Annotated in this window: 12 protein-coding genes, 1 other RNA gene and 1 pseudogene; 8 read left to right on the forward strand and 6 right to left on the reverse strand. The window is 64.9% G+C overall.

Annotated elements, in window-relative coordinates; genetic code table 11:
• The first annotated feature begins 9 nt into the window (after nt 1–9).
• The 4 genes from OH491_RS25335 to OH491_RS25350 all read left to right on the forward strand — a co-directional run bounded on the left by OH491_RS25335 (nt 10) and on the right by OH491_RS25350 (nt 4,276).
• Nucleotides 10–1,632: an SGNH/GDSL hydrolase family protein gene (locus OH491_RS25335; protein WP_084441779.1), complete on the forward strand. Its 1,623-nt coding sequence runs from the start codon at nt 10–12 to the stop codon at nt 1,630–1,632.
• Nucleotides 1,633–1,812: 180 nt separating this feature from the next.
• A complete protein-coding gene (locus OH491_RS25340; RefSeq protein ID WP_068768458.1) occupies nt 1,813–3,228 on the forward strand; it encodes an FAD-dependent oxidoreductase in 1,416 nt (471 codons plus the stop codon).
• A gap of 107 nt (nt 3,229–3,335) precedes the next feature.
• Nucleotides 3,336–3,806, forward strand: coding sequence for an IS630 transposase-related protein (locus OH491_RS25345; protein WP_145928476.1), 471 nt, complete (start codon nt 3,336–3,338; stop codon nt 3,804–3,806).
• Entirely contained in the window at nt 3,710–4,276 is a 567-nt protein-coding gene (locus OH491_RS25350; RefSeq protein ID WP_068771281.1) for an IS630 family transposase, read from the forward strand. The genes OH491_RS25345 and OH491_RS25350 overlap by 97 nt, the downstream gene beginning before the upstream one ends.
• Before the next feature lie 105 nt (nt 4,277–4,381).
• Here the strand turns inward: OH491_RS25350 and OH491_RS25355 are convergent, their stop codons facing one another.
• The 4 genes and pseudogenes from OH491_RS25355 to leuS all read right to left on the reverse strand — a co-directional run bounded on the left by OH491_RS25355 (nt 4,382) and on the right by leuS (nt 11,631).
• Entirely contained in the window at nt 4,382–6,370 is a 1,989-nt protein-coding gene (locus OH491_RS25355) for a SpoIVB peptidase S55 domain-containing protein (RefSeq protein WP_068768457.1), read from the reverse strand.
• Between the two features lie 127 nt (nt 6,371–6,497).
• The gene (hemL, locus tag OH491_RS25360; protein WP_068768456.1) at nt 6,498–7,790 is read right to left on the reverse strand and encodes a glutamate-1-semialdehyde 2,1-aminomutase; all 1,293 of its coding nucleotides are present in this window, start codon (nt 7,788–7,790) and stop codon (nt 6,498–6,500) included.
• A 156-nt stretch (nt 7,791–7,946) separates the two neighbouring features.
• Nucleotides 7,947–8,789, reverse strand: a complete 843-nt coding sequence (locus OH491_RS25365) for an LpxI family protein (RefSeq protein WP_334318965.1) — start codon at nt 8,787–8,789, stop codon at nt 7,947–7,949.
• Between the two features lie 110 nt (nt 8,790–8,899).
• A pseudogene (gene leuS / locus OH491_RS28345) lies at nt 8,900–11,631 on the reverse strand (leucine--tRNA ligase).
• A gap of 254 nt (nt 11,632–11,885) precedes the next feature.
• Between leuS and OH491_RS25380 the strand changes: the two are divergent.
• Nucleotides 11,886–13,277, forward strand: a complete 1,392-nt coding sequence (locus OH491_RS25380) for a PDZ domain-containing protein (RefSeq protein WP_068769731.1) — start codon at nt 11,886–11,888, stop codon at nt 13,275–13,277.
• Nucleotides 13,278–13,440: 163 nt separating this feature from the next.
• Here the strand turns inward: OH491_RS25380 and OH491_RS25385 are convergent, their stop codons facing one another.
• Both OH491_RS25385 and OH491_RS25390 read right to left on the reverse strand, forming a co-directional pair.
• Nucleotides 13,441–13,698, reverse strand: a complete 258-nt coding sequence (locus tag OH491_RS25385) for an acyl carrier protein (protein WP_068768453.1) — start codon at nt 13,696–13,698, stop codon at nt 13,441–13,443.
• A 27-nt stretch (nt 13,699–13,725) separates the two neighbouring features.
• A complete protein-coding gene (locus tag OH491_RS25390; protein WP_068768452.1) occupies nt 13,726–14,961 on the reverse strand; it encodes a beta-ketoacyl-[acyl-carrier-protein] synthase family protein in 1,236 nt (411 codons plus the stop codon).
• 76 nt (nt 14,962–15,037) lie between these two features.
• On the opposite strand from OH491_RS25390, the gene galE reads away from it, so the two are divergent.
• From galE to rnpB, 3 genes are all read left to right on the forward strand, one after another.
• On the forward strand, nt 15,038–16,033 hold the full coding sequence (galE, locus tag OH491_RS25395) for a UDP-glucose 4-epimerase GalE (RefSeq protein WP_068769730.1): 996 nt from the start codon (nt 15,038–15,040) through the stop codon (nt 16,031–16,033).
• A gap of 170 nt (nt 16,034–16,203) precedes the next feature.
• On the forward strand, nt 16,204–16,803 hold the full coding sequence (locus OH491_RS25400) for an HAD family hydrolase (RefSeq protein WP_068768451.1): 600 nt from the start codon (nt 16,204–16,206) through the stop codon (nt 16,801–16,803).
• Between the two features lie 163 nt (nt 16,804–16,966).
• Nucleotides 16,967–17,438: RNase P RNA component class A (gene rnpB, locus OH491_RS25405), an RNA gene on the forward strand.
• Nucleotides 17,439–17,570 lie beyond the last annotated feature (132 nt).

Genomic DNA, 17,570 nt, shown 5'->3' on the forward strand with positions numbered 1-17,570 from the left:
TCACGCCCGATGAAATCACACAGAAACCTGTCCGGACTGGCGGCTGCCATGGCCGTGACGCTGGCCGCCGCCAGTGCCGCGCATGCCGCCTCTTCGTTTGTCCCGCTGCCCGTCGCCCGTGTGACAAAAACCGGCCAGTCCGTGCCCGGCGCCGAAAGCCGCGGCGTGCTCGCCAACGAGCCCGGCTGCGCCGCCGGCGTGACGCTGGAGTTTGACCTCGCATCGTTTGCATTCGGGCAGACGCCCTGTGCCCGGCTCAAGCTCGGCGATCTGGAAAAAATCCCGGTCAAGCGTCCCGGCCAGTCCGCCGGGGTCGCGCGCGGCGCGTTGCATGTGCTGGCCGTCGCCCCGGACGGCGCGGAAACGCTCGCGGGCAGCCTGCCCGTGAAGCCGGGCGGCACGAACAAAAACTGCGTCGTGGATATCACCGACGCCGTCAATGCCGCGCTCGCCCAAACCGGCGGCGGGACGAAAAAAATCCGTCTCGCCGCGCGCATCACCGGCGCGCCGCTGCCGCTTGAGGTTTACGCGCTCGCCGATGACGTCCCCGTGCTCGAACTCGCCTCGCCCGAAGGCTGGACGGACGACTGGCGCGAGCGCGTCGCGCCGGTCACCGGCGGGCCGGTCGTTTACCGCGAGGCGTGCCTTGCGCTGGCCGGCAAGCGCGACACCGAGGTCGTGTTGTCGCTGCTTTATCCGGCGAAAAAAATCATCGAGGTGGTGCGCCTCGGCACCGGCGAAAAATTGCGCGAGGGTGCGGACTGGATTTTGCGCGAAGGCAAACTGGTGCTGCCCGCCAGCACCGCCGCGCCGGTGCAAGTCGCAGACGAATTTTTCCTGTCGGAGCGCAAGGACAAACAGGGCAACATCACGCTGGTGCGCAGCCCCGTCAAATTGAAGGAAGGCGGCTGGTATCACGAGCGCCAGATGGAGGTGACTTACGAGCCTGCGGCGCGCGACTGGCGGTGGCCCGCCGCGCTTTCCGGCATCGACGACCTGCCGCGCACGAAAAGGCTCCTCGCCGCAAAGGCCCCGCTCTCGGTGATTGTTTTTGGCGACAGCATCTCGGCCGGTTTCAATTGTTCGCGCCTCGACGGCCTGTGGCCCTACCAGCAGGCTTACGGCGAGCTGGTGGCGCGCGAACTCCGCCGTGTTTACGGCGCGCCGGTCACCCTGATGAACCACGCCCGCGCCGGCGGCACTTCGGGCCATGCCGCCACGCAGGCCGATGCGCAGGTGGCCTGGTTCAAGCCCGATCTCGTGCTGCTCGCCTTCGGGATGAACGAGCGCAACGAGGAGCGGCGCGTGGCGCACCGCGAAAACATGGAGAAAATCATCGACATCGTGCGCGCCCGCTCGCCGGAGACGGAATTCGTCATCATCACGCCGATGCTCAACAATTCCAACCAGCCGGCCGGACTCGAGCCGGTGAAGTTCATCCGCGACGAGGCGCTGAAAATCCGCCGCCCGGGAATCGCGCGCGTGGACCTCACCGGCACCGAGATCGCGATGCTGGAGCGCAAAAATTATCTCGATCTCTCCGGCAACGGCGTGAACCACCCGAACGATTTTCTCCACCGCATTTACGCGATGCGAGTCCTCGAAGTGCTTCTCCCGCGAAACAAACCGTGATTTATCACCGGCATGCTTCCGCCCCAAGATTAAGGACTGACACCGGCTATCACCCCGCGCCGAGGCACAAAGGAGACCAGTGACTCGGGCTTGTCACGCTGCCGGAAGGGAGTGAGGGTTGGCGCGTCATGAAGGCAATCTTTGCCCTCATGACCCACGTATCACTAACCAGAATACTCCATGAACGCGTCATTTCCTGAGCAAAAATTCGCACTCGATATCAAAGGCGGACCGGACTGCGACGTGCTGGTCGCGGGCGGCGGCGTGTCCGGCGCGGTGGCCGCGATCGCGGCGGCGCGGACCGGCGTGCGCGTGCTGCTGGTCGAGGAGCAAGGCTTTTTGGGCGGCTCGCTCACCGCGATGGGCGTGGGGCCGATGATGAGTTTTCACAACCCAGCCGGGAAGCAGGTGGTGCGGGGCATCGCCGACGAAATCATCGCGCGGTTGCAGGCGCGCGGGGCCAGCACGGGGCATATCCCCGACACGACCACTTATTGCAGCACGGTCACGCCGTTTGACAGCGAGGAACTGAAAATCGAGCTGGAAACGATGCTGGCGGAAGCGGGCGGGCGCGTGCTTTACCATACGCAGATCGCCGCGGTCGAAAAGGCGAAGGACGGCGCGCTGGCGCGCGTGATTGTGTGCAACAAGGCCGGGTTGATGTCGCTCGCGGCCAAGGTGTTCGTGGACGCGACCGGCGACGCCGACCTGGCGGTGCGCGCGGGCGTGCCGTTCCAACTCGGGCGCGAGAAGGACTGCGCCGCGCAGCCGATGACCACGAACCTGAAGCTTGCCAACGTGGACACCGCCGCCATCCGCGCCTACGCGCTGGCGCATCCGGAGGAGTTTTTGTTTCACCCGTGCGGCCCGGAGGAGGCGGCGCGCCGGTTGCGCGAGTCGCCGCGCATCAGCCTGGCGGGTTTTCTGAGCGCGTGGAAGGCCGCCCGCGAACGCGGCGAGGTGGATGTGCCGCGCGACCAGGTGCTGTTTTTCGAAACGGCGGAGCCGGGGGTCGTGATCCTGAACACGTCGCGCGTGACCGGGCTCGACGCGACCGACCCGTTCCAGCTCAGCCGGGCCGAGGCCATCGGGCGCAAGCAGTGCGCGCAGATTTTTGCGTTCCTCAAAAAGCACGCCGTCGGTTTCGCCGGCGCGATTCGCATGGACACCGCGGCCAAGATCGGCGTGCGGGAGAGCCGGCACATCAAGGGTCGCCACATCCTGACGGCGGAGGATTTGCTGTCGGCGCGCGCCTTTGACGACGCGGTGGCGCTCGGTGCATATCCCATCGACATCCATTCGGCGGACGGCCAGGCGGTGACCAACACCACGCATCTGAAGCCCGACTCGGCCTACCAGATTCCGTTGCGCAGCCTGCTCGTGGAGCAGCCGGCGAACCTGGTCGTGGTCGGGCGCTGCATCAGCGCGACGCACGAGGCCTCGGCGGCGTTTCGCGTGACGCCGATTTCCATGGCGATCGGGCATGCGGGCGGCGTGGCGGCGGCGGAGGCCGCGGCGCGCGGGGTCGTCCCGTCCGAGGTGCCGTTTGGCGCGATCCGCGAACGTCTGCTCGCGCAAGGTGCGCAATTGCCGTAGCGGCGGCGAGGCCGCCGCCAGTTTAATGCCAATTCCCAATGAAATTCACACTTTATAGCATTTCAAATAAAGTTGTAACCTAAAGGGAGAGAGATAAGGAAGAGAGGATGAAGAAAGCGATATCGATGGATCTGAGAGAGAGGATAGTGGAGGCGTATGACGGGAAGGAGGGGAGCAGGGAAGAGGTGGCGAGGAGGTTCAAGGTGTCGTTGGAGCTGGTGAAGAAGCTGCTCAGGCAGAGGAAAAGGACGGGGGATTTGAGGCCGAGGTATAGGTATTGCGGGAGGAAGGCGAAGGTGCTGCCGGAGCATGGGCAGGCGTTGAAGCAACTGATCGCCCAAGAGCCGGAGCTGACGCTGGCGCAGATGAAGGAGCGGCTGGGGCTGGACTGCACGATTGGGGCGATCCACTGGGTGCTCAAGAAGATGGGGCTGACATATAAAAAAAGACGCTCCATGCGGCTGAGCAAAACCGGGCGGACATCGCGAAAGCGCGCCGCCGATGGAGACGCGGCCAAAGCGGGCTCGACCCGGCCCGGCTGGTCTTTATCGACGAGTCGGCGGCCAAGACGAACATGACGCGCTTGCGCGGTCGCGCGCCCAAGGGCCAACGACTGGTCTGCCATGCCCCGCACGGGCATTGGGGCACCACCACGATGATCTCCTCGGTGCGGCTGGACGGCACCACCGCCTGCATGACCATCGAGGGTGCCACCAATACCGAGGTCTTCCAGTCCTATGTTCGCGAGATACTCGTGCCCACGCTTCGGCCCGCAGACATCGTCGTCATGGACAACCTTGGCGCCCACAAAAACGACCGGACGCTCGCCCTCATCGAACAAGCCGGCGCACAGGTCCGCTTCCTTCCCGCTTACTCTCCCGATCTCAACCCCATCGAAATGATGTGGAGCAAGGTCAAGGCCCTCCTTCGCAAGGCCCAGGCTCGCACCCACTCCGATCTGCTCAACGCCATCGCCTCGGCCTTGCTCGCCGTCTCCCCTCAGGATGCCCTCGGCTGGTTTTCCGCATGCGGTTATAACTTTATTTGAAATGCTATAGGTAGGGCGAGGCGTCCCCGCCGAGCCGTTGCTGCCCTGCGGCTCGGCGGGGACGCCTCGCCCTACCTCGATAAGTGCGAAAACGGTATTCAACTCTCACTCCGTGATCTGGAGCGATTGGCGGTAGTTGGATTGGAGGAGCCGGCCGGGCAGGATGTGTTTTTCCCAGAGAGGGACAAGGACGCTGCGTTTCTGGTAGCGGGCGTCGTCGGCGCGGCGGGCGATGCGTTCCATGCTGCCGGGGTAGTCGAGAGTGGGGCGGGTCTGGTCGATGAAGGCGCTGGCGCGCTCGACCACGGCAATGTAAAGACCGTCGTTGGCCCGCTGGTCGCTCATGAGGTCCAGATAGGCGTCGAAAGTGCGAATCTGGGCAAGGCGCGCCGTGACGGGGCGGCCGGCCTGGCGGTCGAGTTCGAAGCCGGGAAGAATGACGAGTTCGAGCCCGCGGCCGATCCAATCGGCGGGGATGTCGATGGGGATGGTTTCACGGACGGCGTCGCCTTGGAAATCGCGGAGCGTGAGCGTGACTTGCAGCGTGTCGCCGGCGGTCAGCCGGGTGCGGGAGAGTTGGACGATGTCGATATTGGCGGACGGGTTGCGTTCGAGCGGTTCGACCGTGAAGGAAAGTGACTCGGGAAAAACATCGGCGACGGGATTGCCGAGGGAGGCGGCGAGACGCTGGACAAGGCTGCCGATGCCGGCGGCGAAGCCCTGCGGGCCGGCGTAGAGGGTGTCGGTTTCGAGGCGGCGCTCCCCGGGGTAGGCAATGGTGGTTTTGATGCGGAAGCCTTCGGCGAGGCCGGTTTCGTTGGAGCCAAGCACGGCCTGGGCGAGACCGGTGGACGCAAGCATGGGCGTGAGGCGATCGTGCCGGATGGTCGAAAAATGCAGGGTGCGCGCGGGAGTGCGGACCTCGATGGGAAGCATTGGCGGGATGGGGCCGATTTCGCCGTAGATGGCGGAGAGGCGGTCCTGGCGGATGGTGCCGATGACGGCGCCAGTGTTGGAGATTTTGACGGAGTTGAGATTGGACGGGAGGATGGTGATGATGTCGGCGAGAGCCATGGGCAATTCGACTGCGCCGAGGGAGAGCATGGGGTGCCCGAAGGCGAGGATGCGGTTGCCGTCAACGTGCGAGACGCTGCCGGTGCCGGCGAGCGTGATGTCTCCGGTGGCAAGGGCCACGGCAACCGCCGAGCCGGGGCGGAGGGTGGCGATTGTGGAATGCGGATTGCGGAATGCGGGCTGGGGCTCCGCCGCGCCGGTGGTGTCGCTGGCGGCGGCATCGGTGGAGATGTAGCCGCCGAGGGTGGTCAGGGAGAGCCCGAGGACTTGGTAATCGTCGCGGAAAAGCGAGGCGACTTGCGGGGCGACTCCGCCGAAGGCAAAGACGGGGAGGAGCGGGGCGAAGGGGGTGTCGATGTCAGGAGCGCGGACATGGCAGGCTTCTCGCTCCGCTCGGAACTTGTCCGCGAGGTCGCGGGCAGGAATGCCCGCGCTCCTTTGGGGCGCATCCGCGCCGCTGTTTGCTTGGGATTGCCGGGCCACTCGCGGGTTCGGAGAGGGATTTTCTTCCAAGGGCAGGAAACCCGCGGAGCCTTGGCCGAGTTGGCTGACTTCGATGAGGTCGGCGGCGGGCGTGAAGCCGGCGTGGCGCACGGTTTCGAAACGCTGGACTTGGTAACTGAGCGCGCCGGCGAATTTGCCGTCGATATAGAGTGGGCTGCCGCTCATGCCGGCAACGGCGCCCATGTTTTGCACGCGCGGGTCGGTGAGGCGGCAGAGGATGAGCGATTTGCCGGGCCCGAGGGCGTTGCGGATGACGCCGGTGACTTCGACGGAGAAGGGCTCCGGCGTCTCGCCTTGGAAAACCGTCCAGACTTCGCCAGCCTGGCCGGGTTTCAGGTCGTCGAGCGGAAGGATGGGCGCGTCGGCGGGCGGCTGGGCGGGGGCGATCCCGGCTGAGACCGCGAGGAACAGGCACAGGCGGGCGAGGCGTGGCAGGGCGAGGCGTCCCGCCGGGCCGTTGGCGTTTCGCGGCTCGGCGGGACGCCTCGCCCTGCCTGAAGAGGCAAGCTTGTTCATAAATGGGTGCACCAGCGAAACACCGGCGCATTGAAAAACAGATGGAAGGCGGACGGGCATCGGCGTTTTTGGAAAAGGAGGACGACGGACAGGAGAACGATTGGGACGGGTTTTTCTTAACCGATAATCAGAATGTTTTCAGGGCGTTGCACATGATTTCGCTGGCGCGGGTGAGGTGGACGCCTTCGTGGGCGGTGCTCAGGAAGGCGGTTTCGTAGGCGCTTGGTGCAAGATACACGCCAGCATGCAGGCAGGCATGGAAAAATTTCGCATAGCGCGCGGCGTCGGAGGCGAGCGCGCTGGCGAGGTCGCGCACGGGTTTGTCGGTGAAAAACACGCTGAACATGGAGCCGCGCTGGGGGACCTGGATGGGGAGCCCTTTGGCGCGGGCGGTGGAGAGGAGCGCGGAGCGGAGCTGGCCGGCGAGGGCGTCGAGGCGGGCGTAGGGGTTTTCCTCGTCGAGGAGCTTGAGCGCGGCGATGCCGGCGGCCATGGCGAGCGGGTTGCCGCTGAGCGTGCCGGCCTGGTAAACGGGGCCGTCGGGCGCGAGCTGGTCCATGATGTCGGCGCGCCCGCCGACGGCTCCGACGGGGAGGCCGCCGCCGATGATTTTGCCGAGGGTGGTGAGGTCGGGCGTGATGCCCTCCAGTTCCTGCACGCCGCCGCGGGCGAGACGGAAGCCGGTCATCACTTCGTCGAAAATGAGCAGCGCGCCGTGCCGCGCGGTGACGGCGCGGAGGTGGGCGAGGTAGCCGGGATCGGGGATGATGAAGCCGACGTTGCCGCAGTAGGGTTCGACGATGACGCCCGCAATCTGGCCGGGATTGGCGGCGAAGGCGTCGTCGAGCGCGGCGGTGTCGTTGTAGGGAAGGACGATGGTTTCGCGGGCGAAGGCGGCGGGGACGCCGGCGCTGTCGGGATGGCCGTGGGTGAGCGCGCCGGAACCGGCGCTGACCAAGAGCGAGTCGGAATGCCCATGGTAGCAGCCGGCGAACTTTATGATTTTGTCGCGCCGGGTGCAGCCGCGGGCGAGGCGGATGGCGGTCATGGTGGCCTCGGTGCCGCTGTTGCACATGCGGACTTTTTCGATGGAGGGGAAAAACTTGACGATGAGTTCGGCCATCTCGACCTCGTAGGGATTGGGAATGCCGAAGGAGGTGCCGTGCTCCAAGGCGAGCGCGATGGCGTCGCGGATGGCGGGGTGGTTGTGGCCGTGGATGGCCGGCCCCCAGGTGCAGACAAAGTCGATGAGTTCGGTGTCGTCGGCGGTGGTGAGCGTGGCGCCGTAGGCGGCCTTCACGAAAAACGGCGCGCCGCCGACGGAGCGGAACGCCCGCACCGGGGAGTTGACGCCGCCGGGAATGAGCCGGCGGGCGCGGGCGAAAAGGTCGTCGGAAGCGGGTTGGCAGATGGCGGGCATGTTAATTGTGTTCACCACAAAGACACGAAGGGCGCAAAGAAAGAGCGGGCACGAAAGGAGTCCGGCTGCTTTCTTCGAGTCCTTTGCGGCTTGTCAAGCCACTCGGCTGCGCCTCGTAGAGTGGTGAGTTCTTTTTCATCCATTCAAAATGCAGATTCACTCAAACCCCAGCAGCGAGATGCCCCAGGCCCTGGCCTGGGCGATGACGGCGGGCTTGTCCACGATGATGACGCGGCCGGACTCAAGGGCGGCGGCGTGCAGGCCGGACTCGCGCATGACTTCAAGCGTGCGCTGGCCGAAGACGGGAACATCGAAGCGGTAATCTTGGTTGGCCTTCACGGTTTTCACGAAAAGCGTGCCGTCGGTTTTGAAGGTTCCGGCGCGGCGGAGCATTTCGTCGGTGCCCTCGAAGGCCTCGACCGCGAGAACGGTGCCTTTGCGCACGACGCAGCCCTGGCCGATGTCGAGGCGCGCGGATTCGCGGGCGATATGGACGCCGTGTTCGAGGTATTCGCGGTTGATGGGAAATTTTCCGCCGGTCATCACGCCGGAGGAGGCAAGGTGGTCGTCGAGAAAGGAGCGGGCGTCGAGCATGCGCACGCCCGCGTTCTCGATCTCGGCGGCGATGGCGCCGAAAATGGTCTCGGCGTTGCGGCGCTTGAGGGAGAAGAGGATTTTTATCGCGCCGAGATCGGGATGGAGTCCGCCGAAGAGGCGGCGTGGCGTGATCTGCCCGGCCATGAACGCGTAGCCGGCGCCGAAATCGCGCAGGGCGCGAAGCGCCTTGCCGAGCTGTCCGACGAGGAGCCTGCGGCGTTCGTTTTCGGGGAAAGAGTCGAACAGGTCGGGGCGGGTCTCCTCCTCGAACGCGATCAGGCGCAGCGGCACGCCTGCGCGGCGGATCGCGTCGGCCACGAGCATGGGATAGCGCCCCTGCCCGGCGATGAGGGCGACGGGCTTGCGCGGATCGAAATCTGGTGGAAGGAAGCGTGAGAGCACGATGAAGGGGACGGCTTCGCCGCCAGTTTAGGTTGGAAGTTTAAATTTAAGTCCAAACCGTCGCAGCCGGATTCTTCAACTTCAACTTAAACTGGCGGCGAAGCCGCCTTTCATCCGACAACCAGATTCAGGATGCGTCCCGGCACGTAGATGATTTTTTTGACTTCCTTGCCCGCGAGATGCGGGGCGGCCTCGGCGTTTTCCTTCACGGCGGCGAAGGCTGCCTCCTGTGTCGCGCCGACAGGGAGGATGAGTTCTCCGCGGCGCTTGCCGTTGACCTGGATGATCACTTTTTGCTCGGTGGAAACGAGCCGGGCCGGATCGTATTTCGGCCAGGGAGCGTCGATGACCGAGCCGGAGCCCCCGAGCCGAGCCCAGAGTTCCTCGGCGATGTGCGGGGCGAAGGGCGCGAGAAGCTGGATGAAGGCGCGCAGGGTCGCGCGGTTCACCGTCGTGGCTTTCTGGAGCGCGTTGGCGAAAATCATCATCTGCGAGATCGCGGTGTTGAAGCGCAGGCCGTCGATGTCGTCGGTGACTTTTTTGACGGTCTCGTGGAAAAGTTTCGTCAGCTCGGCGGAATCGGCGGCGGTGTCGGAGATTTTCGGATTCAGGCCGCCCTCGCGGTCGATGGTTTCGCGCCAGACTTTTTGGAGGAAACGGTGCACGCCTTCGATGCCCTGCGGGTTCCAGGGCTTCATGGCTTCGAGCGGCCCGAGGAACATGAGGTAGAGGCGGAGCGTGTCGGCCCCGTGCGAGCGGATGATGTCGTCGGGATTGACGGTGTTGCCTCGGGACTTGGACATTTTTTCACCGTCCTCGCCGAGGATGAGCCCTTGGTGGAAGAGTTTTTTGAAGGGTTCGTGCTGCGGGACAAAGCCGGCGTCGAAGAGGACTTTGTGCCAGAAGCGGGCGTAGAGGAGATGGAGCACGGCATGCTCGGCGCCGCCGATGTAGAGGTCGGGCACGCCCCAGTGGCGGAGCGCCTCGGGGCTGGCGAAGGCGGTGTCGTTGCGCGGGTCGAGGAAGCGCAGGTAATACCAGCAGGAGCCGGCCCATTGCGGCATGGTGTTGGTCTCGCGGCGGGCGCGCAGCCAGAGGGCGGGGCGATTTTCGATTCTCGATTCTCGATTGGGCGCTGCCGCGCCGGAACGGAGTTGGGCGCGGATTCCGGAGCGGCGGCTCCGCCAATCGAAAATCGAGAATCGAGAATCGAAAATCCATCGGCGGGTTTCGGCTGCGAGGCGGGGACGGCCTCGCCGGTGGCGGCGTTGAACCAGATTTCGAGCCAGTCGGTGACATTGGCGAGCGGGCTCTCGCCGGTGCCGCTGGGAAGATAACTCTCGACCTCGGGAAGCGTGAGCGGGAGCGCGGCCTCGGGGAGCGGGAGCGCGAACCAGGTCAGGCTGGTGGCGCTGTCGGTGTAGGTGACGGGCTCGGCGGGGAATCCGGCGCGGAGCGCGGGCGAGGCGGCGGCGAGGGCGGCGCGGTAGTCGGTTTCGTTGACCCAGACGATGGGGAAGGGCTCGCCCCAATAGCGCTGGCGGGAGAAGAGCCAGTCGCGGAGCTTGTAGTTGACGGTGGCGCGGCCGAGGTTTTTGGCGGCGAGGTCGGCGGTGATGCGTTTTTTCGCCTCGGCGACGGGCAGGCCGTCGTAGGAGCCGGAGTTGATCATGACGCCCTCGGCTTCGAAGGCGGCCTTGGCGAGATCGACCGCGGCGCCCTCGGGGGCGTTGACGACGGGAATGACGGGCAGGTCAAACTGGCGGGCAAATTCCCAGTCGCGCTGGTCGTGCGCGGGGACGGCCATGATCGCGCCGGTGCCGTAGCCCATGAGCACGTAGTCGGCGATCCACACGGGGAGACGCGCGCCGTTGACGGGATTGATGGCGAACGAGCCGGAGAAAACGCCGGTTTTTCCCTTGGCGAGGTCGGTGCGTTCGAGGTCGCTTTTCGCGGCGGCGCGTTTGCGGTAGTCCTCGACGGCGTCGCGTTGCGCGGGCGTGGTGAGTTTCCCGACCAGCGGATGCTCGGGCGCGATGACCATGTAGGTCGCGCCGAAGAGGGTGTCGGGGCGCGTGGTGAAGACTTTTATGACGGACGCATCGGCGGAAACGGCTTTGTCCTCCAGCGCGAAGGCCACCTCGGCGCCTTCGCTGCGGCCGATCCAGGCCTCCTGCATGCGCTTGGTCGAGTCGGGCCAGTCGACGTCCTTCAGGTCGGCCAGCAGGCGCTCGGCATAGGCGGTGATGCGGAGCACCCATTGGCGGAGGTTGCGGCGCTCGACGGGATAGCCGCCGACCTCGGACTTGCCGTCCACGATTTCCTCGTTGGCGAGCACGGTGCGCAGTTCGGGGCACCACCACACGGGGCGCTCGTCCACGTAGGCGAGGCCGCGGCGGAAGAGCTGGAGAAAGATCCACTGCGTCCAGCGGAAGTAGCGCGGGTCGGTGGTGTCCACTTGGCGCTCCCAGTCGTAGGAGAAGCCGAGGGCCTTGAGCTGGCGGCGGAAGTTGGTGATGTTGTTCTGCGTGTTGGAGGCGGGGTGCGTGCCGGTTTTCACGGCGTGCTGCTCGGCGGGCAGGCCAAACGCGTCCCAGCCGATGGGGTGGAGGACATTGGCGCCCTGCGCGCGCTTGGCGCGGGCGACGATGTCGGTGGCAGTGTAGCCCTCGGGATGCCCGATGTGCAGGCCCGCGCCGGAGGGGTAGGGGAACATGTCGAGCACGTAGTATTTGGGCTTCGACGTGTCGGCGGTGGCGCGAAACGTGTGTTGTGCGTCCCAAACGGATTGCCAATGCGGTTCGATTTGGGAAAAGTCGTAGTCTTTGCTTTGCGTAGCCATCGGAAAAAACGCCCACTGTGAACGAATCCCCTTCACCGTCAACGTCGCGCATTTACCCGCGCGGCGGAGCCCATCGGATGAGAAAAACGCATCCGGCCGCGATTCCTGCCGCGGTCGCCGCGCTTTTCGCGTCTGCGCGCCATGCCCGCTCTTCGTATCGAACCATGACCACAACAACGCACCGAATTTCACTTGACAGAAGCAGCCCCGGCCGCCGCCGCGGCCTCCGGCTGGCCGGCGCATGCGCGGCATTTTTGTCCTTTCTCCATCTCTTCGCCGCGGCGCAATCTCCCTCACCTTCCGCCGAGTCCCCGCTGGCCGTGCTTTGGCGCGAGCGCGTGCGCTGCGTCGTCGCGGTGGAGTTCCAGACCGAGACCGAGATAGACCGCCGCTCGACCATCGTTTCCGGCCTCGTGCTCGACGCCGACGGCGTCATCGCCATTCCGGGCGAAGCCGCCAGCAACCTCACGCCGCCCTCGCGCCTCGTCGATTTCCGCGTTTACCGCCCCGGGCAAAAAACCAGCGGGTATTCGCCCGCCGAATACATCGGCCCCGATGGGCTCACCGGCTGGCGCTACATCCGCGTCGCGCCCGGCGCGCTGCGCGACGCGCTTGTCCCCGTGACCGTGTTCGTGAAGCCCGGCGCGCCCGAGCCCGGCATCGGCGCGACTGTCTGGGGCATCGGCCTGCGCAACAAGGACGAGGATTTCGCTCCGTATTTCCTCGAAAGCAAGGTGTCCTCGCTCATGACGCTGCCGCGGCGTTCGCTTCTCGCGCTCGACGAGATCGCCGGTCCCAACCTGCCCGTGTTCACGGCGGACGGCGCGCTCGCCGGGGTGGGGCAGGGCGGTTTCGGCGAGAGTTTTCTCATGTATTCGCGAGCCGAGCGCGGCCAGTCCGTTTTTCTGGTCAACACCGACGAGACCCCCGTCGCCCGCCTCGCCTCGGAAATCCTTCCGTGGATAAGCCGGGTGCCGCAAAACGTCTTCGGGCGCCCCAGCGCATGGCTCGGCCTCTCTGCCGTCGAGCCCGTCGATTCCGAGCTCGCCGCCTTGCTCAAGCTCGACGACCAGTCCGCGCTCGTCGTCAGCGGGGTGCTGGAAGGCAGCCCCGCCGAGAAGGGCGGCGTGCAGGCGCGCGACATCATCGTGGGCATCGACGGCGCACCGCTTCCGCGCCTGAAACCCGACCGCGTCGTGCCCGCCTGGATGGAACTGCAACTCGCCCGCCGCGCTCCCGGGGACGTGATGCGCCTCTCCGTCCTGCGCAACAGCGGCGAACGCGTCGAGCTGCCCGTGACGCTCGGCGACGAGCCGCGCAACACCGCCGAGGCGGAGCGGAAGTATTTCGACGCGCCCGGTTTCGCCGTGCGCGAGTTTGTTTACTCCGACGCCGTGGCGCGCCGGGTGAAACAATCCGAGTCCGCCGGCGTGGTGGCGAGTTTCGTGAAGCACGACAGCCCCGCCTCCATCGCCGGCCTGCGCATGGAGGATTGGATCAGGCAGATCGACGGCGCCGCCATCGCGACCTATGCCGACGCAATCCGGAAACTGGACGAAATCGCCGCCGACACGGCCCGCACCGAGTTTGTCCTCCAAACCAGCCGCAACGGCGAAACCGCCGTTCTTCGCGTGAAATTGAAGTGAGGCTGCTTACATTACCAAAGAGGTTTTGGTGGGGGGCCGAGCTCTCGCGAGGCGGGCAGGGACGCCAAAGCCGGGATTTTCATCCCGGCTTTGAGCGTTCCCAGCGGCGGCTGGACTGGCGTGCGCGGAACCGAGGCAAGGCCAGCCCGCCACGGCGCCGGCGTCATTTCCCCAGCGCGGTGAATTTCGGCGTGAGGTATTCGGCGCAACTGTCGAGCGAGGCGAGTTGCATGTAATCGCTCTCGGGCACCTCGATGCCGTGGCGTTTGCGCAGCTCCATCACGATGTCGAGAAAGTCCATCGAGTCGAGTTGCAACTGGTCGCGCAGGCGCACGTCGTGCTTCAGATTGCCGAGGTCTTCGTCAGGGGCGATGTCCGCGATGATTTCGATCACGGCTTGTTTGCATTCGTCTTTGGTCATGTTGGAAAAATAGGAGGGTTTGGCGGCTTAGGCAACAAATCGCTTCACGATCAGCGTCGAGTTGATGCCGAGCATACCGAACGAATTGTTGAGGATGGCGTCAACGCGTTTCACCTTCACCGGCTGGTTGAGCACGAGGTTCGGGAGCGCGCATTGCGGATCGAGTTCGTCCACGTTGATCGTGGGGTGCACGACGAGGTCGTCGAAGGAGGGCAGGTTGCCCGCGAGTTCGAGCGCGCCGGCGGCGCCCATCGCGTGGCCGATGAAGCTCTTGGTGTTGTTGATGAACGTGTCGGGGCAGTCCACAAAAACCTGGGCGAGTCCCTGCGCCTCCTGGATGTCGCCGAGCGGGGTGGCGGTGGCGTGGGTGTTGACGATGTGGATGTCGCGCGGCGCGAGGCCGGCGTGGGCGATGGAGCGGGCGACGCATTCGGACTGGCGCGCGGGGTTGGGCAGGACGTAGTCGGAGGCGTCGCTGTTGACGTGATAGCCGGCGATCTCGCCGTAGATTTTCGCCCCGCGGGCCAGCGCGTCGTCCAGGCGTTCGAGGGTGTAGAGGCATCCGCCCTCGGAGATGACGATGCCGTTGCGGGCCTTGTCGAAGGGGCGCGAGGCTTTTTTCGGGTCGGAATGGTGGGCGAGCGCGCCCTGGGATTTGAAGGCGGCGAAGATGCCGAAGGTGCCGATGCTTTCGCTGACGCCGCCGCAGAGGGCGAGGTCCACCTCGCCGAGACGGAGCATTTGCGCGGCGTGGATGAGGCCGAGGTTGCCCGCGGCGCAGGCCGCGCCGATGGTGTAGGCCGGGCCGGTGACGCCGAGGTTGAGCGAAGTCTCGCCGGCGGGGTTGTTGGCGACGGTGCGGGGGTTGTGGTAGTGCGACCAGTATTTGGTGTCGTAGTTGAACTTGGAGAGGGCGTAGATTTCGTTTTCCGTCTCGACGTTGCCGTGCTCGGTGCAGCCGATGTAGATGCCCACGCGGTCCTTCGGCACGGCCTCGAAGTTCAGCCCGCTGTCGGCGAGCGCCTCGCGCGCGCAGTAAATGGAAATGGACCCGGCGCGGGTGCCCACGCGCACTTCTTTTTTGCGCTGATGCTTGAGCGGATCGAAATGGCAGACGCCCGCGACGAGGCGGCCCATGTAGCGCACGTCGTAAGGCTCCACCCCGGCGACGCCATGCAAAAGGTTGTGGCGGAACTCGGCCAGCGAGTTGCCGTTGGGGGCGGTCAGGCCGACGCCTGTGATGACGATGCGAGGGAGAGTCATGGTGCGGATGCTTGGCGAAATTGGAAAGGAAAGTGCTAGCCAACCACACTTGAAAATCAATACAAGCTTCACCCGCATGAATGTTTTAGTCGTAGGAGGTGCCGGTTATATCGGCAGTCACTGTGTCCGCCAACTCACCGCGGCGGGGCATCGCCCCGTGGTGATTGACAATCTGGTGTTTGGACACCGGCGGGCGGTCGCGCCCGATGTGCCGTTTTATGACGTGAATCTCGGCGACGAGTCCGCCGTCGGCAAGATCCTCGTGGACGAGAAGATCGACCTCGTCATGCACTTCGCCGCCTATGCCTACGTGGGCGAGTCGGTGCACGACCCGCTCAAGTATTACTTTAACAACGTCGTGGCCACGCTCGGCCTGTTGCGCGTGATGCTGGCGAAAGGCGTGAAAAAATTCGTCTTCTCCTCGACCTGCGCCACCTACGGCATCCCGGAAAAAATGCCGCTGGTCGAAACCATGCCGCAGTCGCCCATCAATCCCTATGGACAGACCAAACTCGATGTGGAGAACGCGCTCAAGGCGCTCGCGCTCGCGCACGGGCTGAGTTTTTCCGCCTTTCGCTATTTCAATGCCGCCGGCGCCGCCGAGGACGGCGCCATCGGCGAGGACCACGACCCCGAGACGCATCTCATCCCGCTCGCCATCGACGCCGCGACCGGCAAGCGCCCGCCGTTGCAGGTTTTCGGCATCGACTACCCGACGCCCGACGGCACCTGCCTGCGCGATTACGTGCACGTGGACGACCTCAGCCGCGCGCACATCGCGGTGTTTGAGAAACTCGAAAAACCGGGGACGGCGCTTTTCTACAATCTCGGCACCGGCACGCCGACCTCCGTGCGCGAGGTCATCAACGCGGTCGGGAAAGTGACGGGCAAGAAAGTCCCGTACACCGAAGGCCCGCGTCGCGCCGGCGACCCGCCTGCGCTCTACGCCGATTCGTCGAAGGCGAAGAACGAACTCGGTTGGAAGGTGAAGTTCGACACCATCGAGTCCATCGTCGAAACCGCGTGGAGATGGCACTCGGCCAATCCGGACGGGTTCGGAAAGAGGAAATAGCGATTCACCACGGAGTGGGGAAAGTAACAAGTATCAAGTGACAAGTAACAAGAAGACAGCCGCGGCTTCGCCGCGCACTTTTCCTGATACTTGATACTTGCCACTTGTTACTTTTCCCCACTCGTGGCGCTCGAAATTCCAAGGCAGACATTCAAAGCAAGCGACGAATCATGCAACTTGACATTCCTTCCGAAGACTTCGCCGGATACATCTTCGATCTCGACGGCACGCTGGTGGACACCATGCCGTTGCACTATCGCGCGTGGGACGCCGCGATGAGGCATTTCGGAATGCCTGGAAAACTCGACGAGGATTTTTTCTATTCGCTCGGCGGCATACCGACTCCGGAGGTCGCGACGCGTTTTTCGAAACACTACGGACTGGCCCTCGACCCGGACGAGGCGACCCACTACAAGGAGGGCCTGTTTCTCGCCTTGATGCCCGAGGTGCGCCGCATCGCGCCGGTCGCCGATTTTGCCGAGCGCGTCGCCAGGACTCATCCGGTCGCCATCGCGACCGGCGGATTGCGCCAGGTCGCGATTCCCGCGCTGGCCGCCGCGCACCTGATTGATGTTTTCAAGATCATCATCACCCCCGCCGATGTCGCGCCCGGACGCGGCAAACCCGCGCCCGACATGTTCCTGCTCGCGGCGGAGCGCATGGGCGTGCCGCCGGAAAAATGCCTCGTGTTCGAGGACGCCGAGCCGGGCATCCGCGCCGCCACCGCCGCCGGGATGAAAATCGTGCGCGTGCCAAGCCGGGGTGTGTGACCTCTCGTCTTTATTCTTTCCGCTTTCTTGCAATCGGTGTCCAAGGCGGGAGGAAGATGGCCTCCCTTTGCGGCACACCGCCGGGGCACCGGCGTTCTCAAAATGGCCGTTCGCGAAATGAGGCTCGCCTCCCCATCCGCGGCGGCGCAACCTCCCCGTTCAGCTTTGGGGCCGGAATGTCGCTCCGAGTTCTTTGTATCTCCGAGAGGAAAGTCCGGACACCACCGGGCGGGATTCCCGTCGAGAAACGTTGTCGCGCCGGTTCGGCCGCACGGTCGCAAGGCCGTCGCACCGGCCGGATTCGCCTCCGCTCAAGCCGGGGCAACGCGGGCCATATCCCGCGTTGACGGACAGTGTCACAGAAAACAGACAGCCCGCCGCGCCGTCGCAAGACGCGCGCGGCAGGTGATGGTGAAAAGGTGGGGCAAGAGCCCACCGCGCTCCGCCGCAAGGCGGGCGGCACGAAAAACCCAATCCGGTGCAAGGCAAAATAGGCGGCTGGACGGCCCGTCCCATAGCCGCGGGTATGCCGCATCCCGTCGCAGGACGGGAAGGGCGCGCAAGCGCCCTAGAGAAATGACATTCACCGCGCCGCAAGGCGCGCACAGAATCCGGCTTACAGGCCCCAAAGCTGTTTTTTCTCCTCTTTCTTCTTTCCTCTTTATCTTTCTTCTTTCTCCCAGTCCGGGCGTTTCCGTCCGTCGTTTTCCTGACGAAAGAAGAAAGATAAAGAGGAAAGAAGAAAGAGCGGAGCGGGGTGGCGCGGT

This window comes from Termitidicoccus mucosus (assembly GCF_038725785.1).
Taxonomy (GTDB): Bacteria; Verrucomicrobiota; Verrucomicrobiia; order Opitutales; family Opitutaceae; genus Termitidicoccus; species Termitidicoccus mucosus.